The organism is Alteromonas sp. MMG017 (assembly GCF_018100795.1).
Lineage (GTDB): Bacteria > Pseudomonadota > Gammaproteobacteria > Enterobacterales > Alteromonadaceae > Alteromonas.
The window spans coordinates 90,082-111,355 of sequence record NZ_JAGJDY010000006.1 but is presented as its reverse complement, the minus strand read 5'-3'; the positions used below and the strand labels follow the sequence as shown (position 1 = coordinate 111,355).

Genomic DNA, 21,274 nt, shown 5'->3' with positions numbered 1-21,274 from the left:
TAAATGTATGTGATACCCCAACCTTACACATCAACGTTATATTTAAAATCTGACGCCTCATCACCCGTTATGCCACGAAAACCCCATTGGTACTTTTCTTGTTCTTTAATGGTTATTTCAATATCGATAGGGTTAATACCTAAAGCAAATTCCATTTCTTTGAAAAGCGCTTTAATCAGTGCTTTTTGGGTTTCAGGTTTGCGACCCTTCATCATGTTAATTTCGATAACGGTATAGCAATCTGTTCTACCGCCAGGGTAGAAAAAGTCTTCTTTGGCTAGGGGGATAAAACGGTGGGCCCGTTTGTCCTCTGGCATGCCCAAAACAGATTGCATACAACGGTGGATTGCATCTGATAACGGCCTTTTTATTGGGTTTAAGTGCTTATCAATCCCATAAATAACTATCACAACTATATCCTTTATAAATTCTTTTCTAGAAAGAAAAAAATGCTAAAGATTCTTCTCCTGAATCTGGTTGAGTAAGTTTGCATGGCGTGTTTTATAAGCGCCGTTTTCTACATTTTCAACCACACTTTTCTGTATAGCGAGCGCTCTCATGTCTAGCGCTTGTTGTAAATCACCACTCGCTTCAAACCCATCCGCCAAGCTGTCGTAGGCATCAGCTTTGTAGGGGTAACTGTCGACATTACTTTGAAATATTGCGATAGCTGTTGAATAGTCTTTTTCAGATAATGCTTTGTATCCCACACTGTTAATGGCGCGATAGCTGGGCTTAATGTCAGCCCCATACATTTCAGACTGTAATTTATAAAACTGCTTTATGGCAGGTATCCCGCCGCTTAAGACTTCACTTGATGGTTGCAACGATTTGTACAGATTCTGATAAGCCAACGAATGCCCAGCAAGCGCGGTGGTATTGTGACCTTCTGTGGTATCTAAATCTGTATTGTAACTAAACCCTTTTCGTTTATGCGTGTTTAGCAATTCTTTGTAGCGCTGGTAAGACGTTAGCATGTGTCCGCCTTCGCTGCCCATATTGATATATAAGTAGTTGTTCAGTTTTGAAATATCTGAAAAGAAGGCTTCGGCGTCGTCAAAGATAACCTGTTCTTGCCACCATAAACTTGGGCTGAAGGCAAAGTGAGCTTGGAATAAATGGGGTCTAGACTGCAAGGCATACACCGACAATAACCCACCTAAAGAATGCCCTGAAATTATTTTGAAGTTGTTGGCGCGATATTTTTCATTGATGTAGGGCACAAGCTCTTTCTCAATAAAATCAAGGAAGTTATCGGCTCCCCCTGATTTTCCCCACTCGTTGTAGTTCTCATCATATGTCGGAGTGAAGTCTCTTGAGCGATGGGTATTCGCAATAGCGACAACAATCATTTCTTGCGCCATATTAGATTGGGTAAGCAAATCTAGGGTGCCTACCGCATGACCAAAATTTCTCTGACCATCAAGTAAAAAGAGCACTGGATAATGTAACTGCGCGTTTGATAGATGATAGGTATTAGGCAGGTGAATGAACAATTCACGTTCTTCATCGAGTATTTCAGAATGAATACTTAAGTGCGTAGCTTCTCCCCGCACTTTTGAATACGAGTAAGAAGGAACCAAAATAAGTAAAAAGGCAGCTATCGTAATGGCATGTTTTAACACCGTATAATCCTTTATTTTTTAGTCCATGATTTACTTTTAATCTTACCCGTTCAATGCCAACAAGAAAAGAACGTATAATTAAGCAAAAATACCATTCATTAAGTGCTTACCTTGTTCGCTAAAAAGCCAAATAAACGCCGTTAAATTTACGGCCACTGTAGCCCAATAGGTTCGCTTAAATGAAACTTTCGCCGACTTATGCCTTAACTTTCTTTGCGCATAATAAGCGCCAGGCCAGCCTCCTAGCAGACTCAAAACGTGAAGGCGAATTTCTGGTATACGCCATTTACCTTTGCGTGCAGCCGATTTATCAAAAGCGTACATAGCAAAAGTAGTAACGCTGGTAGCGAAATAAAGGTATGCCACCTCTATTGGCAACAAATCCAGAAGCGTTACTGCTATTAACGTGGTACAGAATGTAAGCGTAATAAATACGCCGAATTTGCTTACAGCCATCTGCGAACCGTTTTCATATATTCGGTATAGCTGGCACCGAACTTATCGGTTAGAAATGTCTCTTCAGGTATTATCTGGTACTTATTCATGTACCATACAAATAGCGCAATGAAGAGAGTATTAAGCGGGTTGAATGTGTAAAGCCCAATGCCAACCAAACACAGAAGCATACCTACATACATAGGGTTTCTGCTGTACTGATATACACCTGAAGTCACCAAACTAACAACACGTTCAGTTTTAATAGGATGTACCGAGGTTTTATGTTTTTTGAAAGACGCGACGCCCAGTAAAGCGAATCCTACTCCCAGCAATACACATAGGGTTAGCGATTGTATCTTGAAGGGGTGATAAACACTCAAGAAACCTGCAAGCTTGTTTGTCACCCACATTAAAATTACCGCTATTAAAAAGACAACAACTGGCGGGATTTTTTGCTCAAGCTTCATTGCACACATCCAATAATTAACGCAGAGGGTTTTGTTATTGCGCTATGGTTTAACAAAGCTCACAGGCTCTACGCCTTTGTTTACAGGTTGAATAACTACCGTACCTGCTAACTTATCGTGCCAACCTTGTTTTTTAGCATCCCACGCAATCCATATAAAACCTAAACACAAGGGTAATAGCGAAATGTAATACCCTACATAACGAATAATAGACTGTTGTATTGAGGGTGCTTGGCCTGTTTTAGCATCCACTACTTTTAACTTTAATACCATTTTTCCTGGTGTGGCAGACTTATAAATCCAAAATAATATTGTTGCTACTAACGGAAAAATATAACTGATAATAAAGTCGAGGGCACCCATATCGAAAGCACCTGCGGCCAAGTAATCTCTACCGTACACAACATGTAACAATGGTAAGGTAATTGCCATAATAAGCACTGAGTCAATTAATGAGGCGCCCAATCGACTCCAAAATCCCACGTATTCATATTTAGCAACAGTGTCTGTATCAGCAGTGCTTTGCATTTATTTCTCCATTAAAATGACTCAGCGGTACTTAGATATAGTATTGGATCTAAATAATGCGCTTTCTTGCTCCCTTGGGTCGACTCGTCGGCAAGCCAAAAATGGGGAAACAGCGCAACAATGCTGTAGTGAAGATGGGGCGCTTTTCCTTGAGCATTGCCTGTTGAACCTACTGTACCAATTTTTGAACCACTAAAAAGCAGCGAAATGCCATCAACATCTATTGAATCAAGATGCGCATAGTAATGCAGCCGCCACTTAGGCCCTAAGGCAAGTACTATATTGCCGCCTTTAGGCTTTTGACCTTGATAGAGGATAAGTTGATGAGTGGTTGCCAGCACCGAGGTGCCTTTCTGAGCAAAGATGTCGATACCTTTATGGACCCCCGAACTGCCCCAGGGTTCATACCAAAAGGTGTCTTTGTTCCAATCAGCAGAACTGGCGTTGTCTACAGGAATAATTCGCGGCTCTGGTATAACAAAGCCAAGTAGTATCACTACGCATAGCCCCAACAAAATCCATCTCATCATAAAGCCTTATGAACCCAGTAGTTATAGAATGTTGTGACGCGTTGAGGCTATATTCGAAGTTTCATTTATTCATAGTCACACACTTGTCACTATTAACAATTAAAAAACGGCAAGTTAGTTTTTACCGCAGCACTTCTTAAATTTAACTTCACTACCGCAGTGACAAGGATCGTTACGGCCAATCTTTGGTGCTGAACGAGTAATAGGGCTTTTTGGCGGGCAACAGCTTGTGTTAGTACAACCCGTGCTAGATTCTTCAGAGGTACTAGCACCATGCTTATTTGTATTGTCAGTCATCACTACTCTAATTTTTAATATTGGAAAACACAGATTTTATCAAACTTGCGAAAAATATTCATGCAGACATAAACCAGTACAGCCCTGAAATGCTCGACCCACTTTTGTCATTAAAGATCGTTACTCACTGCTGTGTATGAGAATACTAGCTTGCAGTTAATATGCTTTAGCATCTTGTTGACCGAAGTAGGAACATCAACGATGTTGGTGTCTTTACTGCTAAGCACCGATAAAAAAATATCGCAGTTGGAAAGTGCTATTTGTTGGCGTTCGAAGAAAATCATCAATGGGTCAAAGATATCCTCGGTAAGTGGAATTGTTCCCACATAACAATTTTTGTCCTCAACATAACGAGCAGATGAATTCGCCACTTCTCGTTCTAACGTGTGAGCTTGCAATTTGTTGAGCGATAGAAACCTAAAGCTAACCTCTACATTCATTTAAATTCCTGAAATTACCGTTGGCTTATAACACGTAGTCAACTGACAGCGGCGTTTGGCCTACTAAGGTGGAAAAACAAAGGTTACCTTCTGCCCTCTTAAATTAAAACAAAATTTCACACAGTAAATACGGCTTATCAGTCACTGTCTAGCATTAGTTGTAGCAGGCTAAGCCTTTACACTCCCTAAATGGAAACATCGCTTTTTGTTGCAAATTTGTTTTACAAAGCGTGCTAGTCACTCCAAAATATAAACCTAATACGTGTACTTCCCAATACATAAAAACAACAACGACAAGAGCAAACTTATGTTTTCTACCAAACGCACCATTGTCGCAGCATTCGTTAGCATTACGCTAATAGGCTGCGGTGAAGCTACCACTAAAACTGAAACGATGCCTGCGGCACCTACTGCTAAAGAAGCGCAAGAATTCCTTATCAATGCGCAAAACGATATTAGTAAAATGCAAGTGCCAGCCGCTCATGCCGAGTGGAGTTATGCTACTAACATCAATTTTGATACCGCCGCAGTAAGTGCCTATTTCAATGAAGTACTGTCCACCAAAGTCGCGGTGTTAGCCAAAGAAGCGGCTAAATTTAACGATGTTGAAGTTGATGAAGATACCCGTCGTCAACTTAACCTGCTTAAAAACGGGCTGACCATGCCACCTCCGTCAGATCCGGCTAAAGCAGAAAAACTTGCTAAAATTGGCTCTGAGCTAAGTGCAATGTATGGTTCCGGCCAGTACTGCATGGAAGATGGCACCTGTAAAAGCCTGGTAGAGATGAGCAGTGAAATGGCGACTATTCGCGATGCCGACACCTTACTAGAGTACTGGAAAGGCTGGCGAGAAGTGTCTGTGCCTATGAAGCCGCTGTATGAACAACAGGTAAATTTGGCTAACGAAGGCGCTGCTGAATTAGGCTTTCAAAATGTGAGCGAACTATGGCGCGGTAAATACGATATGCCAGCCGACGACTTCCCGAAAGAACTTGATAGGTTATGGGGACAAGTTGCGCCTTTCTACGAATCGCTACACTGCCACGTTCGTGCTAAGTTAGGTGAGCATTATGGTGAAGAATTGGTTCCTCAAGACCAACCAATTCCAGCGCACTTGTTAGGCAATATGTGGGCGCAAACCTGGGGCAATGTTTACGATATCGTGAAGCCTGAACAAGAAATGTCAGTACCCGATGTTACTTCATCGCTCATGGCTCAAGGCTATGATGAAATAAAAATGGTGAAACAGGCTGAATCTTTCTTTTCTTCATTGGGCTTTGCGCCGCTGCCTGATACGTTTTGGGAACGTTCTATGTTCCAAAAACCTGAAGGCCGAGATGCGCAGTGTCACGCTTCAGCATGGGACTTAGACGACAAAGACGATTTACGTATAAAGATGTGTATTCAAAAAACGGGAGAAGAGTTTAACGTTATTCACCATGAACTGGGTCACAACTATTACCAACGTGCTTATAAAGACCAGCCTTTACTGTATCGCGGTTCAGCTAACGATGGCTTCCATGAAGCGATTGGCGACACCATTGCTCTTTCTATCACCCCTAAGTACCTTAAAGAAATTGGTTTGATTGACGAAATTCCAGATGCATCTAACGACATAGGCATGCTGATGCAGGTGGCGCTAGATAAAATTGCTTTCATTCCGTTTGGTTTAATGGTCGATCAATGGCGCTGGAAAGTGATGGCAGGTGAAGTATCACCTGACCAATACAATACACTTTGGTGGGAATTAAGAGAAAAATACCAAGGCGTAAAAGCACCGGTAGACAGACCTGCTGATGCATTCGACCCAGGCGCTAAATATCATGTTCCGGCTAACGTGCCCTACACTCGCTATTTCTTAGCGCATATTTTGCAATTCCAGTTCCATAAAGCCTTGTGTGACATTGCAGGTGACGAAGGCCCACTTAATCGCTGCTCTATTTATAACAGTGAAGAAGCAGGTACCGCGCTAAACGCCATGCTTGAAATGGGCGTAAGTGAACCTTGGCAAAATGCGTTAGAAACCCTTACTGGCTCACCTGAAATGGATGCAAGTACCATTGCTGACTACTTTGCACCGTTAAAAACGTGGTTAGATGAGCAAAATGCGACGCGTCAGTGTGGATGGTAATTTTTAAGCCAACTAAATGATTTAATAGTAGAACCTCGTTAATCGGGGTTCTTTTTTATCTGCATTAATCGTTGGCGCCAACAAAATTAATACTTATGTCCCATTTTTACTAGGCTAACCCTAGTATATCGTAGCGCTTGATCCCAATTCCCGAGCGTATTTATGTTTTCTGTAGTGGTAAGATTTCTGGTTACCGCCACTATACTATTACCTATTGTTTTTTCTTTAGCGGCCACATCTCGTGCTGCTGACTTCCCCCTGCCTGTATTTAAAAGTTTTTCTATCGAAGAAGGCTTATCACAGGTATCGGTTTTAGACATTGCAGAAGATAAAAACGGTTATATTTGGCTGGCAACGCAAGCGGGGATCGACCGGTTTGATGGAAACGAATTTAAGCACTTCGGTAAGTGGCAAGAGGTAGAGTCTGATGGGCTCTACACAGTAACGACTTTTCAAATTGAGTCTTCACTAGACAAAGAGTACTTATGGATTGGCACCATTGCTGGGGTTAGTAGATTTCATATCGAAACGGCAACCTTTGAACACTTTCCCATTTCTGTTTCTAGTCATATAAAAGCAGGCTTAATCAAACGCATAAAAATTGATAAGAGTGGTAACGTTTGGGTGATCAGTGGTCGCGCGCTTTATCGCTTTTCAACGCTACTGAACAAATTGGTTCAAGTTGCTGTTTTAGATAACGTGACCAGTACACTCACCGACATTGTTATTGATGGAAATAGTCACGTTTGGCTTAGCTCAACCTCGGGGTTATACAAGCTTAATTCCGCTTTCAATACCTTAGAGCTTCAGCAACTGGCGGGTACAAACTTAACCTTGATGGCACTAGCTGCTGACGAAAGTTTGTGGATTGGCACTGGCTCTGATGGCCTGTGCCGTTACCCCTTGTTTGCTAGCAACGATTTTTCCGTGTCCACTTGTTTTGATGAAAGTAACGGCCTTTCATCTAATGATGTGTTAAGCGTGTTGTTTCAGCGCAACGACAATATTTGGATTGCCACCAGCGGCGGAGTAAACATTATTCGTGCTAAGGAAGCATCAGAGATTGTGTCGTTATCAGTTGCTCAATCGAAACTCGCAAATAATTACATTACATCACTGTATCAAACAGAAGCTGGCGCCATTGTGGCGGGGTCGCGTGATAATGGGTTTTCTATTCACAACCCTGTACTGTCCAACTTTTCAACCAGCGCTGTTATTGGTAACAATATCTCTGGTATTGCTACCCATTCCGATAACGCCTTATGGCTTGCTACAGAACAGAACCTTTGGCATTACAATTATCAGTCTGGCAAGGTTAGCGGCCCCTATACCTCGATGATTGAGTCTGAAGGTAAGTTATCTTCAAACAAGCTTTTAACGGTACATTACGATAAGCAGTCAGACTCAGTTTGGCTATCTACTCGCGCGGGGCTAGCCAAATTAAATACTGCCAGTGAACAACTCGATTTGGTGGCATTGAAGGGCAAGGCTGGTTATACCCTCAACGTGGATGCCGATGGTGATGTTTGGTACGGCGGCTACAGCGATGGTGTTTTTGTGTATCGCCCTTCCGAAAACCGAGTTATTCGCCAATGGCCAATCTCACTTACCACTCGTATTGTGTTTGAAGATAACGAGAGTGCATGGCTGGCCAGCATATCGGGCCTGTATTTTGCCAACAAATTTACGGGTGAAATACGCAATGTAGGTGAAAATAACGCTAATTTCCCTAAAGACGCAGTAGTAACTTGGGTTTCTCGGTCTATACGTGGCGGCTATTGGATTGGCACCCAGGCAAACGGTATCTATTTTATGGCGGTTGAGGATAACGAGATTTTCTCCGTGTCATTTACCCAGATAGAAGCAGACAGTTACTTAAGTAACATCTCGATTGGCGCTATCATTGAAGATCAAGAAAACGAGCTATGGATCTCCACAACGGTAGGCATCGCTCATATCGATTCTACCCTGTCATCCGTTTCATATTTTGGAGCACAAAATGGTGTTAGTGAAGCGGGCTACTACATAGGCGCCGCCGTGAAAGCCGCTGGCGACACTATATTTATGGGTAGCCCACAGGGTCTCACTCGCTTCAAGCCCACTGATATTAAACAACAACCTTGGTCGCCTAAAGTTAATATATCGCATATTGAAATTATTAATGAGCACAGCAGTGGGTCAGAAAACCTCTATCCGAATACCAATATTGAAGAATTGGTACTTAGTTCAAACAATGTTTCTTTTTCTGTAGAATTTGCGGCGCTCGATTTTACCCGTGCTAACGAAGTAAGTTATGCCTACTTATTATCTGGGTTTGATAATAAGTGGCGCTTTACGGATCATCGCCGCCGCGCGGTTACCTATACCAATTTAGCCCCTGGGAATTACACACTCACTATTCGAGCGATGAACAAAGAAAAAGTGTGGACTCCAAATGAAGCTACGCTCCAAATCAGTATTGTTCCCCCATGGTGGGATAAACCTGTATGGCGAAGTGCCATTTTTGTATCCGCTTTTCTGCTATTAACGCTACTTGTGTGGTGGCGTATTCAAACCCTTAAAAACCGTTCGGTTGCGCTAGCAAAAATGGTGGAAGAAAAAACTAAAGATCTTGAAGACGTGGTAGAAAAACTAACGCAGTTATCAAGTCAAGACTCGTTAACCGGTTTGAAAAATAGGCGCTATTTTACCAGCCGAGCTCACGAGGCTTGGGACAGTTACGAGCGTTACGCACAAGCCTTTTCATTACTTATTGTTGATATTGATTGGTTTAAACGAATTAACGACACTTACGGTCATCATGTTGGCGATCTTATATTAGTTAAAATATCTGAGCTGCTACGTACGAACTTGAGAAATTCTGACGTTATTTGTCGTTGGGGTGGCGAAGAGTTTCTGATCCTACTGCCCGAGCTTAACGTGCATGAATGCTATTGGGTAGGTGAAAAATTGAGAAAAGCTGTTGAGAAAACGTCATTTCACTGCGAAGGCCATGATGTACATGTAACTATTACCGCAGGAATTGCAGATATTCGTGAAAGCGATAGCGTAGAGCAATGCATACACGCTGCTGATAAAAAACTTTACAAAGGTAAAGCTGAGGGGCGTAACGCTGTTGTAAAATAGCGTGATATTAATTTACTGGTTTAGCCCCTATTTTCACTCGTTTTGTTAACCACTTCGCTGCCTAGATCTTCAATTTACGCCCTTACGCTGACCAGCGCAGCATGATGAAACTCATCGTACAGTGTGATCGAAATTCCCTCCCACGCTTATGAATAACCATATTCAATCATGGAGGTAACATTTATGGCTAAGGTTCTTGTCATTGGCGCATCAGGCCAAATTGGTAAACAGGCTACTGGAAAATTACTCGAAGCAGGTCACCACGTGGTGGCTCCTGTTCGAAGCCCTGAAAAGCTAGACGACTTTGAAAACGACAACCTAGTAGTGAAAGAGCAAGATCTTGAGAAAGACTTCTCTGAGCATTTCGAAGGTGCAGATTGCGTTGTATTCGTTGCGGGCAGCGGCGGTAATTCGGGCGACGATAAAACGCTTCTTATCGACCTATGGGCTGCGCGAAACGCGGCAAACTATGCCAAGGCAGCTAACACCCCTAAATTTGTGATGGTAAGTTCAATAGGTGCTGGCGATCCAGACGCAGTAAGCTCTAGCATTAAGCCTTATTTAGTTGCTAAGCACATGGCTGACGAGCATTTAATGAATAGCGGCGTGCCTTATATTATTTTACGTCCAGGCACATTGTTAAACGAGCCTGGTACGCATTTGGTGTCTACTGATATGCCAGACAACCAAGACGATGCTGTTATTCCTAGAGAAGATGTGGCTACGGCTATTGTGGAGGCAGTTAATCGCAGCGACACAAGTAATGTGACGACTTATCTATTTAAAGGCGACACGCCAATCTCGAAAATCTTCGAGTAAGTAAATATAAGTAAGCTACCATTAGCTAACTTAAAATTAAAAACGCCAGCAATTTTGCTGGCGTTTTTTTATTATTTTGATTTAATTCTGTTTGTTCAATGTGCTGCTTAAGCTCAATACGTAGCTAAGCTCAGTGCGCTGCACTAGCATTCAATGTACTGCGTTAGGGAACAATTGACTGGCTAATCCAGTTACCCATTTCGTCACGACGATGTAACTCGCGATACTGAGGATTGCCACGCAAATTCAAATAGTCCACATTGAAAATATCTAACAAAATTACGCAAAAATGTTCAGGGGCCACAGAATAGTCGCCTGCAATCTGAAGCGGTAAACCATTGTTTCGTGGTGTGCCTGGCTCGCCCCATAGAAACTGCTTCTTACCCGCATCAGACAATTTTGCCCAATGCGCCTCTACTAGCGCCCTATCTTCGTTTTCGGTCACAATAGTCGCATTTACACTGAATCGATACTGCTCACGAGTTTTCGAAAAATACCAACAGCCTTGCGCTTTCGCTTGCTGCGACAATTGGTTGTATTTTTCGGTACGGGTATCAGAAATAACAATTAATTTGTTGTCGTCACTTAAGCCTCGGTACACCACGGTTCTGCAGTATGGCACACCGTCTTTGTCTGCGGTTGCCAACTGAAAATAACGGCTCTCAGGCATGCTTCTGCTAGCGTGTAAGCTTTTTGTTAACCCTGTACGCCACTGCGGCATTTTTAAACTCTCCGGTCGCTTAAGCGGCTTTACGTTGGGCAAGTGAAAACAAAGTGTAGAAATTTTCAGTGGTAATACGTGCTAATTCTTTCACCGATATACCTTTTAATTCGGCAATAAATTCGGCGACTTCTACCACATAGCCAGGCTGATTTTGTTTACCTCTGTGAGGGACTGGGGCTAGCCAAGGCGAATCGGTTTCAATGAGTAGGCGCTCGAGGGGAACCGCTTTTACAACATCTTGTAATTCACTGGCAGATTTAAACGTGACGATGCCAGAAATAGAGATGTAGAAATCCATTTCAATTGCGGCCTGCGCCATTTCAAGGGATTCGGTAAAGCAATGCAGCACGCCTTTTGTATGGCTAGCTTTATGCTCGCGCAGCAAATTAATGGTGTCGTCGCGGGCATCACGAGTGTGAATGATAAGCGGCTTTTTCGTTTCGTTAGCGACTTTAATATGATCAACAAACGACGTTAGCTGAACCTCTTTGCTTTCAGGGCTATAAAAATAGTCTAAGCCTGTTTCACCAATCGCTACTACCGCATCGTCTTGCGCTTTTTCAAGTAACTCATGGTAAGTACATGCATCTTCTTGGTGAAGAGGGTGTACGCCACAAGAGACAGAGACATCAGCAAAGTCTTTTACCGTTTCTAACATGCTGTCGTAATCGGTCACCGATACGCACACACATAAAAAGTGCTCTACACCGCGAGTGCGCGCAAAGTTAAGAGTTTCTGCCAATTCTTCTGGCGATTGCTTTAATCTGTCTAAATGACAATGTGAATCTACGAACAAAATATACCTATCTTTTTTACGGCTAACCCACTAACAACGTGGCCTAGCGCTGAAATTGTTTTAGAATACTGACCAACACCATGGATTTATTCACCCCTGGGTGCTGTAAGGTTTTAACTGCCTCTACGCAAGCCCTATAACGCGCGTAATCTTGCGCTTGTTGGCGTTCTACATACGCTTTATGGGCCATATGTTGGCACCACGTTGCTACCTGAACAGCATCACTTTGCCATTTATTAGCAAGAGCTAAAAGCTGCTGACTTCCTGAACTAGCAAGTAATGCGCCCATACCGTCAGTGAAAGTACGATAATTAAAATCGCTTTCGCTATTAAGTGCAGCTTCTAAACGAAGTGGCGCGTAACCATAGGCTTCTAATAACGCTTCACTGGCATCTTGTACGCCTTGTTGCTGTAAATAGGCCAAACTACTTTGCACGTCAGGCAAACCCAGCGAATGTTTTTCACATCGGCTCAAAATGGTAGGCATTATTCTGTTAAGACTGTCAGTGATTAGCAGCAGGTATGTATTATTGGTGGGCTCTTCTAAAGTTTTCAAGAGTGCATTAGCCGCGGCCTCTGTCATGCTATCGGCCACAGGGATCACCAGCACCTTGTTGCCCCCCATTTGCGCCGTACCACTTAACTTGGCAATACCTTCTCGAATTTTATCCACGCCCAACTGCTTTTCGCTTTCTAGTACGTAAAAATCGGGGTGATTACCAGCAAGGCGCAAATGACAGCTTTGGCATGCATTACATGCACCTTGCGGGGTTGGTTGTTTACACAAGAGGGTATCCGACAGCCCTGCCACCAGCTTCGCTTTACCAATACCTTTAGCGCCAATGAATAACAGCGCATGATGCAGCTTGTTATTAAAATAGCGTACAAGCAATTCGTTATAGGTATCAGTGAACCAAGGTAGCATTTGCCCAGATTGCATTAAGAAAGATACTCCTGCACGGCTGTAATCACGTCTTCATGCACATCTTCCATAGCTTGCATGGCATTAATCACTACAATACTGTCATCTTGTGCTGCGAGGCTTAAGTACCGTTCACGGGTACGCTCAAAAAAAGCCAAGCCTGCTTGTTCAATACGATCAAGCTCTCCCCTGCCCCTAGCGCGTTCTAAGCCGATGGCTGGTTCAACGTCTAGGTACAAGGTTAAATTAGGTTTAAAACCGTTGAGCGCTATCTTGCTAATGGCACTCATGGTATCAGCACTCACGCCACGACCACCGCCTTGATAGGCTTGTGAAGATAAATCATGCCGGTCACCGACGACCCACTGCCCTGCATTTAACGCAGGAAGTATACGATTAGTTAATAGCTGTACCCGCGCCGCATACATCAACAATAATTCTGTTTCTTCGGCTACGGTTTCGTCCCAATCGTGTTTAACGCACTCGCGAATAGCCTCAGCCATAGGCGTACCGCCTGGCTCGCGTGTTTGCTCAACCGCAATACCTGCATCTTGCAATTGCTTTACTATAAGCCCAATCACTGAACTTTTTCCGGCCCCTTCAAGGCCCTCTACTACAATAAACTTTCCGTTCATAATTATTCGTTGTTGGACTTTTTATTTTCGGTTTAACTGATATTTTCGCACAGCCGCATTATGGGCTGCCAGCGAAGATGAAAATTCGTGGCTACCATCACCTCTAGCAACAAAATACAAAGCATCGGTTTCCATCGGGTTTAATGCGGCCCAAATGGCTTCTTTACCGGCCATCGCGATAGGCGTGGGCGGCAAACCTTTAATAGTATACGTGTTGTAAGGTGTGGGCGTACGAAGATGCTTACGGGTAATATTACCATCATACGTATCACCAATGCCGTAAATTACGGTGGGATCCGTTTGTAAACGCATATTCTTACGTAGCCGGTTCACAAAGACCCCCGCAATTTTAGCTCGCTCTTCGCTCACCGCGGTTTCTTTTTCAATAATACTTGCCAATATTAGGGCGTCGTACGGTGAGTTCAATGGCAAATCTGCTTGCCGTTGCTGCCATTGGGTTTCAACATAATCTAACATAGCCTTATGGGCACGTTTTAAAATGCTACTGGCCGCAGTATTAGCGGTAAAAAAATACGTGTCGGCTAAAAATAAACCTTCAGCGCTGCTAGCGTCATTCAGCCATGATATTGGGGCTGCTTTATTCTCGCTTGTCGTACTTGTGGTTTTAATCGTCTCGTCAACCTGAGCTAGCGATACATCATTAATAAGCTCAGTTTGCGCGTTTAGGGTAACCAACCACTCTTTTAGTGTAAGCCCTTCTACCAAACTCACCGCAAAATAATGCTCTTCGCCACGACTTAATGTGGCAAACACTTCGCGCAATGATTGTCCTGGTGTTAAACGGTATGTACCCGATTTCACATGGGTATTGGCAGCAAAGAATTTAAGCCAAAGCTTGGTGGCTAATTCAGGGCTATCGATTAAATCACGCGCCCGAAGCTCCCTTACCACTTTATATCCGCTACTGCCCTTTTCTACCGTATAAAGCTGGGGTTGAGAAATCGACAAGGGCGATGAAGCTTGCCCATTTACATATAAAACGCCAAAGGTAATTGCACCCAATACAAGCGCCAGCATTATCCCAATGCTAATAACTATTCGCATGATCTTCCTGAATTTTATCTAATACTAACCTAGCTAGGATCTTTGCCCCTTCATGAGCCGCATTAAATACTAACTCATCGCCAGTTTTTCCTTCGTTTAGCACAACGTTATTAACGGGCATTACGCCCATTAAGGCATTGGTGATCACTAGTGCCTTGGCATTAGCTACATCAGCCAGTGTGTACTCGCCTTCATTAACGACTAAAGCGTTGCTACTTATGTCGCTGTCTTTTGACGAGCTTGGCTTTAACACACTTAATAAACACTGGCGCACAACACCATTTACACCGCAATTATTTACCTTAGGCGTGTGCCATCCGCTGTCAGTTTGAAAAAATACGTTTCCAGCACTGGCCTCAATAAGGCGCCCTTGCGTGTCGAACACTAAGGCATCATCGGCATTGGCCGCAATTACTTCACGCTTAACCAATACCTGCTCTAACCGGTTCATATGCTTAATGCCGCCTAAAAGTGGTTGGATAGCGAGTGGTGTTTTCGCGCATATTACCGATAACCCGGTTGTTTGCAATTCAGCATAATGCGTAGGGTAAGTATGACTAGAAAATCGAACGATGGCAGGCGCTTGGGCATCTCGTGCGTAACCTCGACCGCCCTCTCCTGAAGATACATGGATCTTCATTACCTTTTTAATGCTGGGATGTTCAAGTGATGCAGTAAGTGTATTGATATACTCATCAATAGCCTGTTTTAGTGCAGTCATGTCGAGGGAAATGGCCAATGCTTTGGCATCATGATTGAGCCTAGCAAGATGAAAAGACAGTAGCTCTGCTTTTCCATGACTAACGCACATGGTAGTAAAAACGCCATCAGCATAGTTCAGTGCCCTGTCGTTTAAGGCAATTGCATCGGAGGATGAAGGGGTTGACGATGTGGTGTCGGTGTTTGCGACTATTTTCACAACTAGCTCTAATAATTAACGTCTGCCGTGCAGTATACCAAGTTGTTGTGCGCAAACAAGAAAGGCAGCTTGCGCTGCCTTTAATCAATAACTAAGGGTGTCCAAACGATTGCTTGGGCTTAAATTCGTTTGAAAATAAGCGAACCGTTAGTACCACCAAAGCCAAATGAATTACACAGCGCATAGTCTGAAGTAAACATTTTTGCTTTATTTGCCACGAAGTCTAAATCGCATCCTTCGCTTGGCTCATCCAAATTAATGGTTGGCGGTGCCATTTTGTCACGTAGTGCCAATATGGTGAAAATAGCTTCTACAGAGCCTGCTGCACCAAGTAAATGACCTGTCATCGACTTAGTAGAGCTTACAAGCATGTTGTGCGCATGTTCGTTGAACACGCGTTTAACCGCTGCCACTTCTGCAATATCACCCGCTGGCGTTGATGTCCCGTGAGCGTTAACGTAACCAATTTCACTGCTTTCAATTTTTGCATCGCGAATAGCGTTACTCATTGAAGCCGCCGCACCTTCACCGTCAGCAGGTGGTGATGTCATATGATAAGCATCGCCACTCATACCAAAACCAACAAGTTCAGCGTAAATGGTTGCACCACGAGCCTTTGCCGCTTCGTATTCTTCTAGCATCACTACACCAGCGCCTTCGCCCATGACGAAACCGTCACGATCTTTATCCCAAGGGCGACTAGCGCCTTGAGGATCGTCGTTTCGTGCAGACAATGCACGTGCCGCAGAAAAACCAGCAATACCTAATGGCGTGATAGACGCTTCAGAACCGCCTGCTAGCATGGCATCTGCATCGTCATACGCGATAGTACGCGCAGCAATACCAATGTTATGCACACCAGTGGTACACGCCGTCACTACGTTTAGATTCGGCCCTTTAAGCCCTTCCATGATAGACAAAAAGCCAGAAATCATGTTGGTGATAGTGGAAGGCACAAAAAATGGAGAAACGCGCTTAGGACCGCTATTCATTAATTTGGTGTGGTTTTGTTCAATTTGCTCTAGCCCACCGATGCCTGAACCAATAGCCACACCTACTCGGTGTGCATTTTCTTCAGTTATCGTTAAGCCCGAATCAGCCATGGCCTGTTTACCCGCTGCAATACCCAGCTGAATAAACCTGTCCATTTTCTTCGTTTCTTTTTTTTCTATATATTCCTGCGGGTCGAAGTTATCAACTTGACCTGCGAAACGGGTGGAATAGTCACTGCAATCAAAATGGGTGATTTCACCAATACCGCTTTCGCCTGCTAACAGACGACGCCAAGTCTCATCTACAGAAAGACCCAAAGGTGAAAGCATGCCAAGACCAGTAACCACTACGCGACGTTTTGTCACAAAAAGCCCTCGCATTGGAACCAATAAGGTGGGAATACAAAAACGGCTCTAAAGAGAGCCGTTTTTTAATTTACTATAACGAAGACTTAAGCGTCTTTGTTAGCATTGATGTAATCAATCGCTGACTGAACAGTAGTAATTTTTTCTGCTTCTTCGTCAGGAATTTCAGTATCAAATTCTTCTTCTAACGCCATTACTAGCTCAACAGTGTCAAGTGAGTCTGCGCCCAAATCATCAACGAATGAAGCTTCAGCTTTTACTTCTTCTTCTTTTACGCCAAGTTGTTCAATGATAATTTTCTTAACGCGTTCTTCAATGTTACTCATAATTCTAGGTTTCCCTTAAACGTCACTAGATAGTCAAAGTGCCGCTAGTTTATTTTGCAAGGTACAAGCTTGCAAGCACCAGTTTAAACAATTTTTCTGGTCAAACCAGCGACATCCCAAATTCTTAATGTTCTATTTTTACATCCAAGTTCGGGGAAAATCCACCCCAAACACAGTTAAATTCACAATTTTCGTGAATTTAACCCATATACATACCACCGTTTACATGGATAGTTTCGCCTGTAATATAGGCTGCACCGCTGCTCACTAAAAAGGCAACAGTGGCTGCTATTTCATCAGGTTCACCTAAACGGTTAGCAGGAATATCTTTAAAAATTGCGCTTTTTTGATCGTCCGTCAATGATTTTGTCATGTCAGTATCGATAAAACCAGGCGCAACAACGTTAATAGTTATACCACGAGAAGCCACTTCACGTGCCATAGATTTCGAAAAACCAATAACACCTGCTTTCGCTGCTGCGTAGTTTGCTTGCCCAGCATTACCCGAACTACCTACCACAGAACCGATATTTACGATACGGCCAAAGCGTTTCTTCATCATACCGCGAAGTACCGCTTTTGATAGCGTAAAAATGGCTGTAAGGTTGGTATTAATGATGTCTTGCCATTCGTCATCTTTCATACGCATTAACAAGTTATCACGGGTAATACCTGCATTATTAACCAAAATATCAATGCCACCGAAAGTGTCATTAATTTCCTTGATTATAGCATCTATACTGTCTTTATCGGTAACATTTAGTGCAATACCTTTGCCACCAAACTCAGATAAATATTCAGTAATTGCACTTGCACCACTGTCGCTTGTAGCAGTACCCACAACCGTAGCACCTTGCGCTGCAAGCTGACTAGCAATGGCTTTACCAATGCCTCGGCTTGCGCCTGTTACCAGTGCTACTTTGCCTTCTAACTGACTCATAGCGTTTCCTTATTGTTTTAATGCTTCCACACTTTCTGGGGTGTTTACAGCAATGGATTCTAAACTTTTATTAATGCGTTTATTTAATCCTGTAAGTACCTTACCTGGGCCTACTTCAATGATGCGTTCAACACCTGCGGCAGCCAAGTACTCAACGGTACGCGTCCACTGCACGGGGCAATATAATTGGCGTACCAACGCACTTTTTATTGATGCACCGTCAGTTTCAATGGTCACATCAACATTATTAATGATATTAATTGCAGGGGTATGAACGTTTAATGTCGCCAGCGCGTCTTCTAATTTGTCAGCAGCAGGGCGCATAAGTTCGCAATGCGAAGGCACACTTACCGCTAGTGGAAGCGCTCGCTTAGCACCCGCTTCTTTACATGCAGCAGCAGCTTGCTCAGCGGCCACTTTTTCACCCGCAATAACCACTTGGCCTGGCGAGTTAAAATTAACCGGAGACACTACATCACCTGTGGCAATAGCCGTTTGGTGGCACACATTAGCAATGGTGTTGTCATCTAGACCAATAATGGCATACATAGCACCGGCACCCGCTGGCACCGCCTCTTGCATATATTGTCCACGAGCTTCAACCAGCTTTATCGCATCGGCGAATGACATGGCACCGCCACACACTAACGCAGAATACTCACCTAAACTGTGACCCGCTAAGTAACTCACTTCAATGCCTTGAGCTTCTAGTACGCGCCAAGTGGCAACACTGGCTGCAAGCAAAGCGGGCTGAGTGATATGGGTTTCGTTCAATTTCCCATCGGCGTCGTTTTGTACCAGATCCCAAAGATCGTAACCTAATACGTCTGAAGCTTCTTTGAAGGTATCTACAACCGAAGGATGGCTGTCGGCCAACTCTTTAAGCATGCCCACAGATTGTGAGCCCTGCCCTGGAAAGACGCAGGCTGTTTTTGTCATTGTTGTTCCTTATTATTTTTTGTATACAACGAATTTTTGAATACAACGAATTCAATAAGACTAATAGAAGAAACTAGTATCGTACCAGCGCAGATGCCCACGCAAAACCGCCGCCGAATGCTTCTAGTAATAAATGTTGCCCACGCTGAATGCGACCATCGCGAATAGCGGTGTCTAGTGCTGTGGGTACTGTGGCAGCCGAAGTATTACCGTATTTCTCTAACGTCACTACCACTTGTTCTAACGACATATCTAGTTTTTTTGCTGTCGCTTTAATAATTCTGAAATTCGCTTGATGAGGCACTAGCCAATCCAGATCAGATTTTTGCATATTGTTTGCCGCAAGGGTTTGCTCAACCACTTCAGACAATTTGTTCACGGCAACTTTGAAAACTTCGTTTCCGCGCATCACGCCCCAGTTTTCGTGAACCGATGCTTCATCGCCACGGGTTGGGTTACCAACGTAAAGTAAATCGCCGTAAGAACCATCAGCGTTGATGTGAGTTGATAAAATACCCGGCTCATCGCTGGCTTCTATAATAGTGGCACCGGCAGCATCGCCAAATAAAATGACCATAGTGCGGTCTTCAGGCGCTATCAGGCGACTAAGACAATCTGTACCAATAACTAAGATACGCTTAGCCATGCCAGATTTGATGTATTGGTCGGCCACACTTAATGCATAGCAATAACCTGCACAAGCAGCTGCCACATCAAATGCAGGAATACCGTTAATACCTAAAATGCGCTGAATTTCACAGGCAGTGCTAGGAAGTGCATAGCGTCCGCTAGTAGTAGCACACACTATCATGTCAATTGATTGAGGGTCGATGCCTGCCATCTCTATGGCTTTTTTACTTGCCTCTGCACCCATGGTCGCAGCGGTTTCTTCAGCACCTATAATTCGGCGTTCTTTAATACCGGTTCTATCAGTGATCCATTCATCACTGGTATCAACCATAACTTCCAAATCGGCATTGGTTCGTATATCACTAGGGTAATAACTTCCGGTACCGATAAATCGAGAATATTTGCTCAAAGCTGCTCCAATAAAACCGTTTCTATCTTCGTTTTTATCTTGTCTGGAACTCGCATCTTTGCTTCTTTCATTGCTTGCACAATGGCGTAATAAAAGGCGTCTTTAGATGCATTTCCATGACTCTTGATAACAATGCCGCGCAATCCTATCAGACTCGCACCATTATACTGGTCGGGGTTCACGCTGTTATAGATAGATTTGAGCAATGGAAAAGCAATTTTGGCCATTAGCCGCGTATAAAAGTTCTTTTGAGACTGGCGCTTCACTTCGTTGATAACCAACTTGGCCAGTCCTTCACTAGATTTAAGCGCAACATTGCCGGTAAAACCGTCAGTAACCACCACATCGGCTTTATCGGTAAAGATGTCATCACCTTCTACATAGCCAATATAATTAATACCTGGTGCATCTTTAAATAATTGATCGGCTAACTTTACGTACGCATTTCCTTTTATATCTTCTTCGCCCACGTTTAGTAACGCAACACGAGGAGAAGGAATACCTGCTGCTTCTTGCGCTAACACCGACCCCATCACACCATATTGGAATAGAATTTCAGGCGTGCAATTTACATTCGCGCCTAAATCGAGCAAGAAAACATTGTGATGACTCGCGGTGGGCATCATGCTGATAAGCGCTGGCCTATCAATACCCGATAAGGTTTTTAATAGATAAAACGATAAGGTTAATAGCGCACCGGTATTACCTGCACTAACGCACGCATCGGCTTCATTGCTTTGAACGTATTCAATAACACGGCGCATCGAAGAGCGTTTTTTATTACGTAACGCGGAGGTAGGCGCCTCACCCATTTCAACCACTTGGTCGCAATGAGATACAGTTACCCGACTTCGTTGAGAAGCGGTGAGATTTTGAATTGCTGGGGATATAACGGCTTGGTCGCCGCATAGCAAAAAATGAACGTCAGAATGAAGTTCAATGGCTTTTACAGCCGCAGAGAGGATAACAGGGGGACCATGATCGCCCCCCATGATATCTAACGCGATGGTTAGCTTAGACAAGATGTAGACGCCGTATTACGCGCCGACTACTTTATTGCCTTTATAGTAACCGTCAGCTGTCACGTGGTGACGACGGTGTGTTTCACCCGACGTTGGGTCGACAGACAAAGTCGACGCAGTCAATGCATCGTGTGAACGACGCATACCACGCTTAGAGCGCGTTTTACGATTTTTTTGTACAGCCATAA

24 protein-coding genes are annotated in these 21,274 nt (G+C 43.7%); 3 read left to right on the top strand and 21 right to left on the bottom strand.

The features are described 5' to 3' along the window. Window positions 1–23 precede the first annotated feature (23 nt). From J8L84_RS10965 to J8L84_RS10930, 8 genes are all read right to left on the bottom strand, one after another. The gene (locus tag J8L84_RS10965; protein WP_211070737.1) at window positions 24–410 is read right to left on the bottom strand and encodes a tautomerase family protein; all 387 of its coding nucleotides are present in this window, start codon (window positions 408–410) and stop codon (window positions 24–26) included. A gap of 42 nt (window positions 411–452) precedes the next feature. Beyond that, on the bottom strand, window positions 453–1,625 hold the full coding sequence (locus J8L84_RS10960; protein WP_211070736.1) for an alpha/beta hydrolase-fold protein: 1,173 nt from the start codon (window positions 1,623–1,625) through the stop codon (window positions 453–455). A 78-nt stretch (window positions 1,626–1,703) separates the two neighbouring features. Further along, window positions 1,704–2,081, bottom strand: coding sequence for a DUF1294 domain-containing protein (locus J8L84_RS10955; protein ID WP_211070735.1), 378 nt, complete (start codon window positions 2,079–2,081; stop codon window positions 1,704–1,706). Continuing rightward, the gene (locus J8L84_RS10950; RefSeq protein ID WP_211070734.1) at window positions 2,072–2,530 is read right to left on the bottom strand and encodes an isoprenylcysteine carboxylmethyltransferase family protein; all 459 of its coding nucleotides are present in this window, start codon (window positions 2,528–2,530) and stop codon (window positions 2,072–2,074) included. Before J8L84_RS10950 ends, J8L84_RS10955 begins: the two co-directional genes overlap by 10 nt. A 42-nt stretch (window positions 2,531–2,572) precedes the next feature. After that, window positions 2,573–3,058 (bottom strand): RDD family protein, encoded by a 486-nt coding sequence (locus J8L84_RS10945; protein ID WP_211070733.1) that lies wholly within the window; start codon window positions 3,056–3,058, stop codon window positions 2,573–2,575. Window positions 3,059–3,069: 11 nt separating this feature from the next. Continuing rightward, window positions 3,070–3,585, bottom strand: a complete 516-nt coding sequence (locus tag J8L84_RS10940) for a M23 family metallopeptidase (protein WP_211070886.1) — start codon at window positions 3,583–3,585, stop codon at window positions 3,070–3,072. Between the two features lie 117 nt (window positions 3,586–3,702). Beyond that, a complete protein-coding gene (locus J8L84_RS10935) occupies window positions 3,703–3,885 on the bottom strand; it encodes an SEC-C metal-binding domain-containing protein (RefSeq protein ID WP_211070732.1) in 183 nt (60 codons plus the stop codon). A 110-nt stretch (window positions 3,886–3,995) separates the two neighbouring features. Further along, window positions 3,996–4,325 (bottom strand): hypothetical protein, encoded by a 330-nt coding sequence (locus tag J8L84_RS10930; protein WP_211070731.1) that lies wholly within the window; start codon window positions 4,323–4,325, stop codon window positions 3,996–3,998. A 307-nt stretch (window positions 4,326–4,632) separates the two neighbouring features. On the opposite strand from J8L84_RS10930, the gene J8L84_RS10925 reads away from it, so the two are divergent. The 3 genes from J8L84_RS10925 (at window position 4,633) to J8L84_RS10915 (ending at window position 10,401) form a co-directional block, all read left to right on the top strand. Further along, window positions 4,633–6,456 carry a M2 family metallopeptidase gene (locus J8L84_RS10925; RefSeq protein ID WP_211070730.1) on the top strand — a complete coding sequence of 608 codons (1,824 nt, stop codon included), beginning with the start codon at window positions 4,633–4,635 and terminating at the stop codon, window positions 6,454–6,456. A gap of 162 nt (window positions 6,457–6,618) precedes the next feature. After that, window positions 6,619–9,582 (top strand): ligand-binding sensor domain-containing diguanylate cyclase, encoded by a 2,964-nt coding sequence (locus tag J8L84_RS10920; protein WP_211070729.1) that lies wholly within the window; start codon window positions 6,619–6,621, stop codon window positions 9,580–9,582. Window positions 9,583–9,765: 183 nt separating this feature from the next. After that, entirely contained in the window at window positions 9,766–10,401 is a 636-nt protein-coding gene (locus J8L84_RS10915) for an SDR family oxidoreductase (protein WP_057792361.1), read from the top strand. Between the two features lie 163 nt (window positions 10,402–10,564). On the opposite strand, the gene J8L84_RS10910 is transcribed toward J8L84_RS10915, so the two are convergent. From J8L84_RS10910 to rpmF, 13 genes are all read right to left on the bottom strand, one after another. Beyond that, entirely contained in the window at window positions 10,565–11,122 is a 558-nt protein-coding gene (locus J8L84_RS10910; protein ID WP_211070728.1) for a pyridoxamine 5'-phosphate oxidase family protein, read from the bottom strand. A 19-nt stretch (window positions 11,123–11,141) separates the two neighbouring features. After that, window positions 11,142–11,921, bottom strand: coding sequence for a TatD family hydrolase (locus tag J8L84_RS10905; RefSeq protein WP_211070727.1), 780 nt, complete (start codon window positions 11,919–11,921; stop codon window positions 11,142–11,144). 43 nt (window positions 11,922–11,964) lie between these two features. Continuing rightward, entirely contained in the window at window positions 11,965–12,861 is an 897-nt protein-coding gene (locus J8L84_RS10900) for a DNA polymerase III subunit delta' (protein WP_211070726.1), read from the bottom strand. Next, entirely contained in the window at window positions 12,861–13,478 is a 618-nt protein-coding gene (gene tmk / locus J8L84_RS10895; protein WP_211070725.1) for a dTMP kinase, read from the bottom strand. The genes J8L84_RS10900 and tmk overlap by 1 nt, the downstream gene beginning before the upstream one ends. 21 nt (window positions 13,479–13,499) lie before the next feature. Then, the gene (gene mltG / locus J8L84_RS10890; protein WP_211070724.1) at window positions 13,500–14,543 is read right to left on the bottom strand and encodes an endolytic transglycosylase MltG; all 1,044 of its coding nucleotides are present in this window, start codon (window positions 14,541–14,543) and stop codon (window positions 13,500–13,502) included. After that, the gene (gene pabC, locus J8L84_RS10885; RefSeq protein WP_211070723.1) at window positions 14,527–15,462 is read right to left on the bottom strand and encodes an aminodeoxychorismate lyase; all 936 of its coding nucleotides are present in this window, start codon (window positions 15,460–15,462) and stop codon (window positions 14,527–14,529) included. The genes mltG and pabC overlap by 17 nt, the downstream gene beginning before the upstream one ends. Window positions 15,463–15,581: 119 nt before the next feature. Continuing rightward, window positions 15,582–16,820, bottom strand: a complete 1,239-nt coding sequence (fabF, locus tag J8L84_RS10880) for a beta-ketoacyl-ACP synthase II (RefSeq protein WP_211070722.1) — start codon at window positions 16,818–16,820, stop codon at window positions 15,582–15,584. A gap of 86 nt (window positions 16,821–16,906) precedes the next feature. Continuing rightward, window positions 16,907–17,146, bottom strand: coding sequence for an acyl carrier protein (gene acpP, locus J8L84_RS10875; RefSeq protein WP_013784457.1), 240 nt, complete (start codon window positions 17,144–17,146; stop codon window positions 16,907–16,909). 199 nt (window positions 17,147–17,345) lie between these two features. Next, window positions 17,346–18,086: a 3-oxoacyl-ACP reductase FabG gene (gene fabG, locus J8L84_RS10870; protein ID WP_057792377.1), complete on the bottom strand. Its 741-nt coding sequence runs from the start codon at window positions 18,084–18,086 to the stop codon at window positions 17,346–17,348. Window positions 18,087–18,095: 9 nt separating this feature from the next. Next, a complete protein-coding gene (gene fabD, locus J8L84_RS10865) occupies window positions 18,096–19,025 on the bottom strand; it encodes an ACP S-malonyltransferase (RefSeq protein WP_211070721.1) in 930 nt (309 codons plus the stop codon). A 73-nt stretch (window positions 19,026–19,098) separates the two neighbouring features. After that, window positions 19,099–20,064, bottom strand: coding sequence for a beta-ketoacyl-ACP synthase III (locus J8L84_RS10860; RefSeq protein WP_057792381.1), 966 nt, complete (start codon window positions 20,062–20,064; stop codon window positions 19,099–19,101). Then, window positions 20,061–21,086, bottom strand: coding sequence for a phosphate acyltransferase PlsX (gene plsX / locus J8L84_RS10855; protein ID WP_057792382.1), 1,026 nt, complete (start codon window positions 21,084–21,086; stop codon window positions 20,061–20,063). The genes J8L84_RS10860 and plsX overlap by 4 nt, the downstream gene beginning before the upstream one ends. A 15-nt stretch (window positions 21,087–21,101) precedes the next feature. After that, window positions 21,102–21,272, bottom strand: coding sequence for a 50S ribosomal protein L32 (rpmF, locus tag J8L84_RS10850; RefSeq protein WP_013784462.1), 171 nt, complete (start codon window positions 21,270–21,272; stop codon window positions 21,102–21,104). Window positions 21,273–21,274 lie beyond the last annotated feature (2 nt).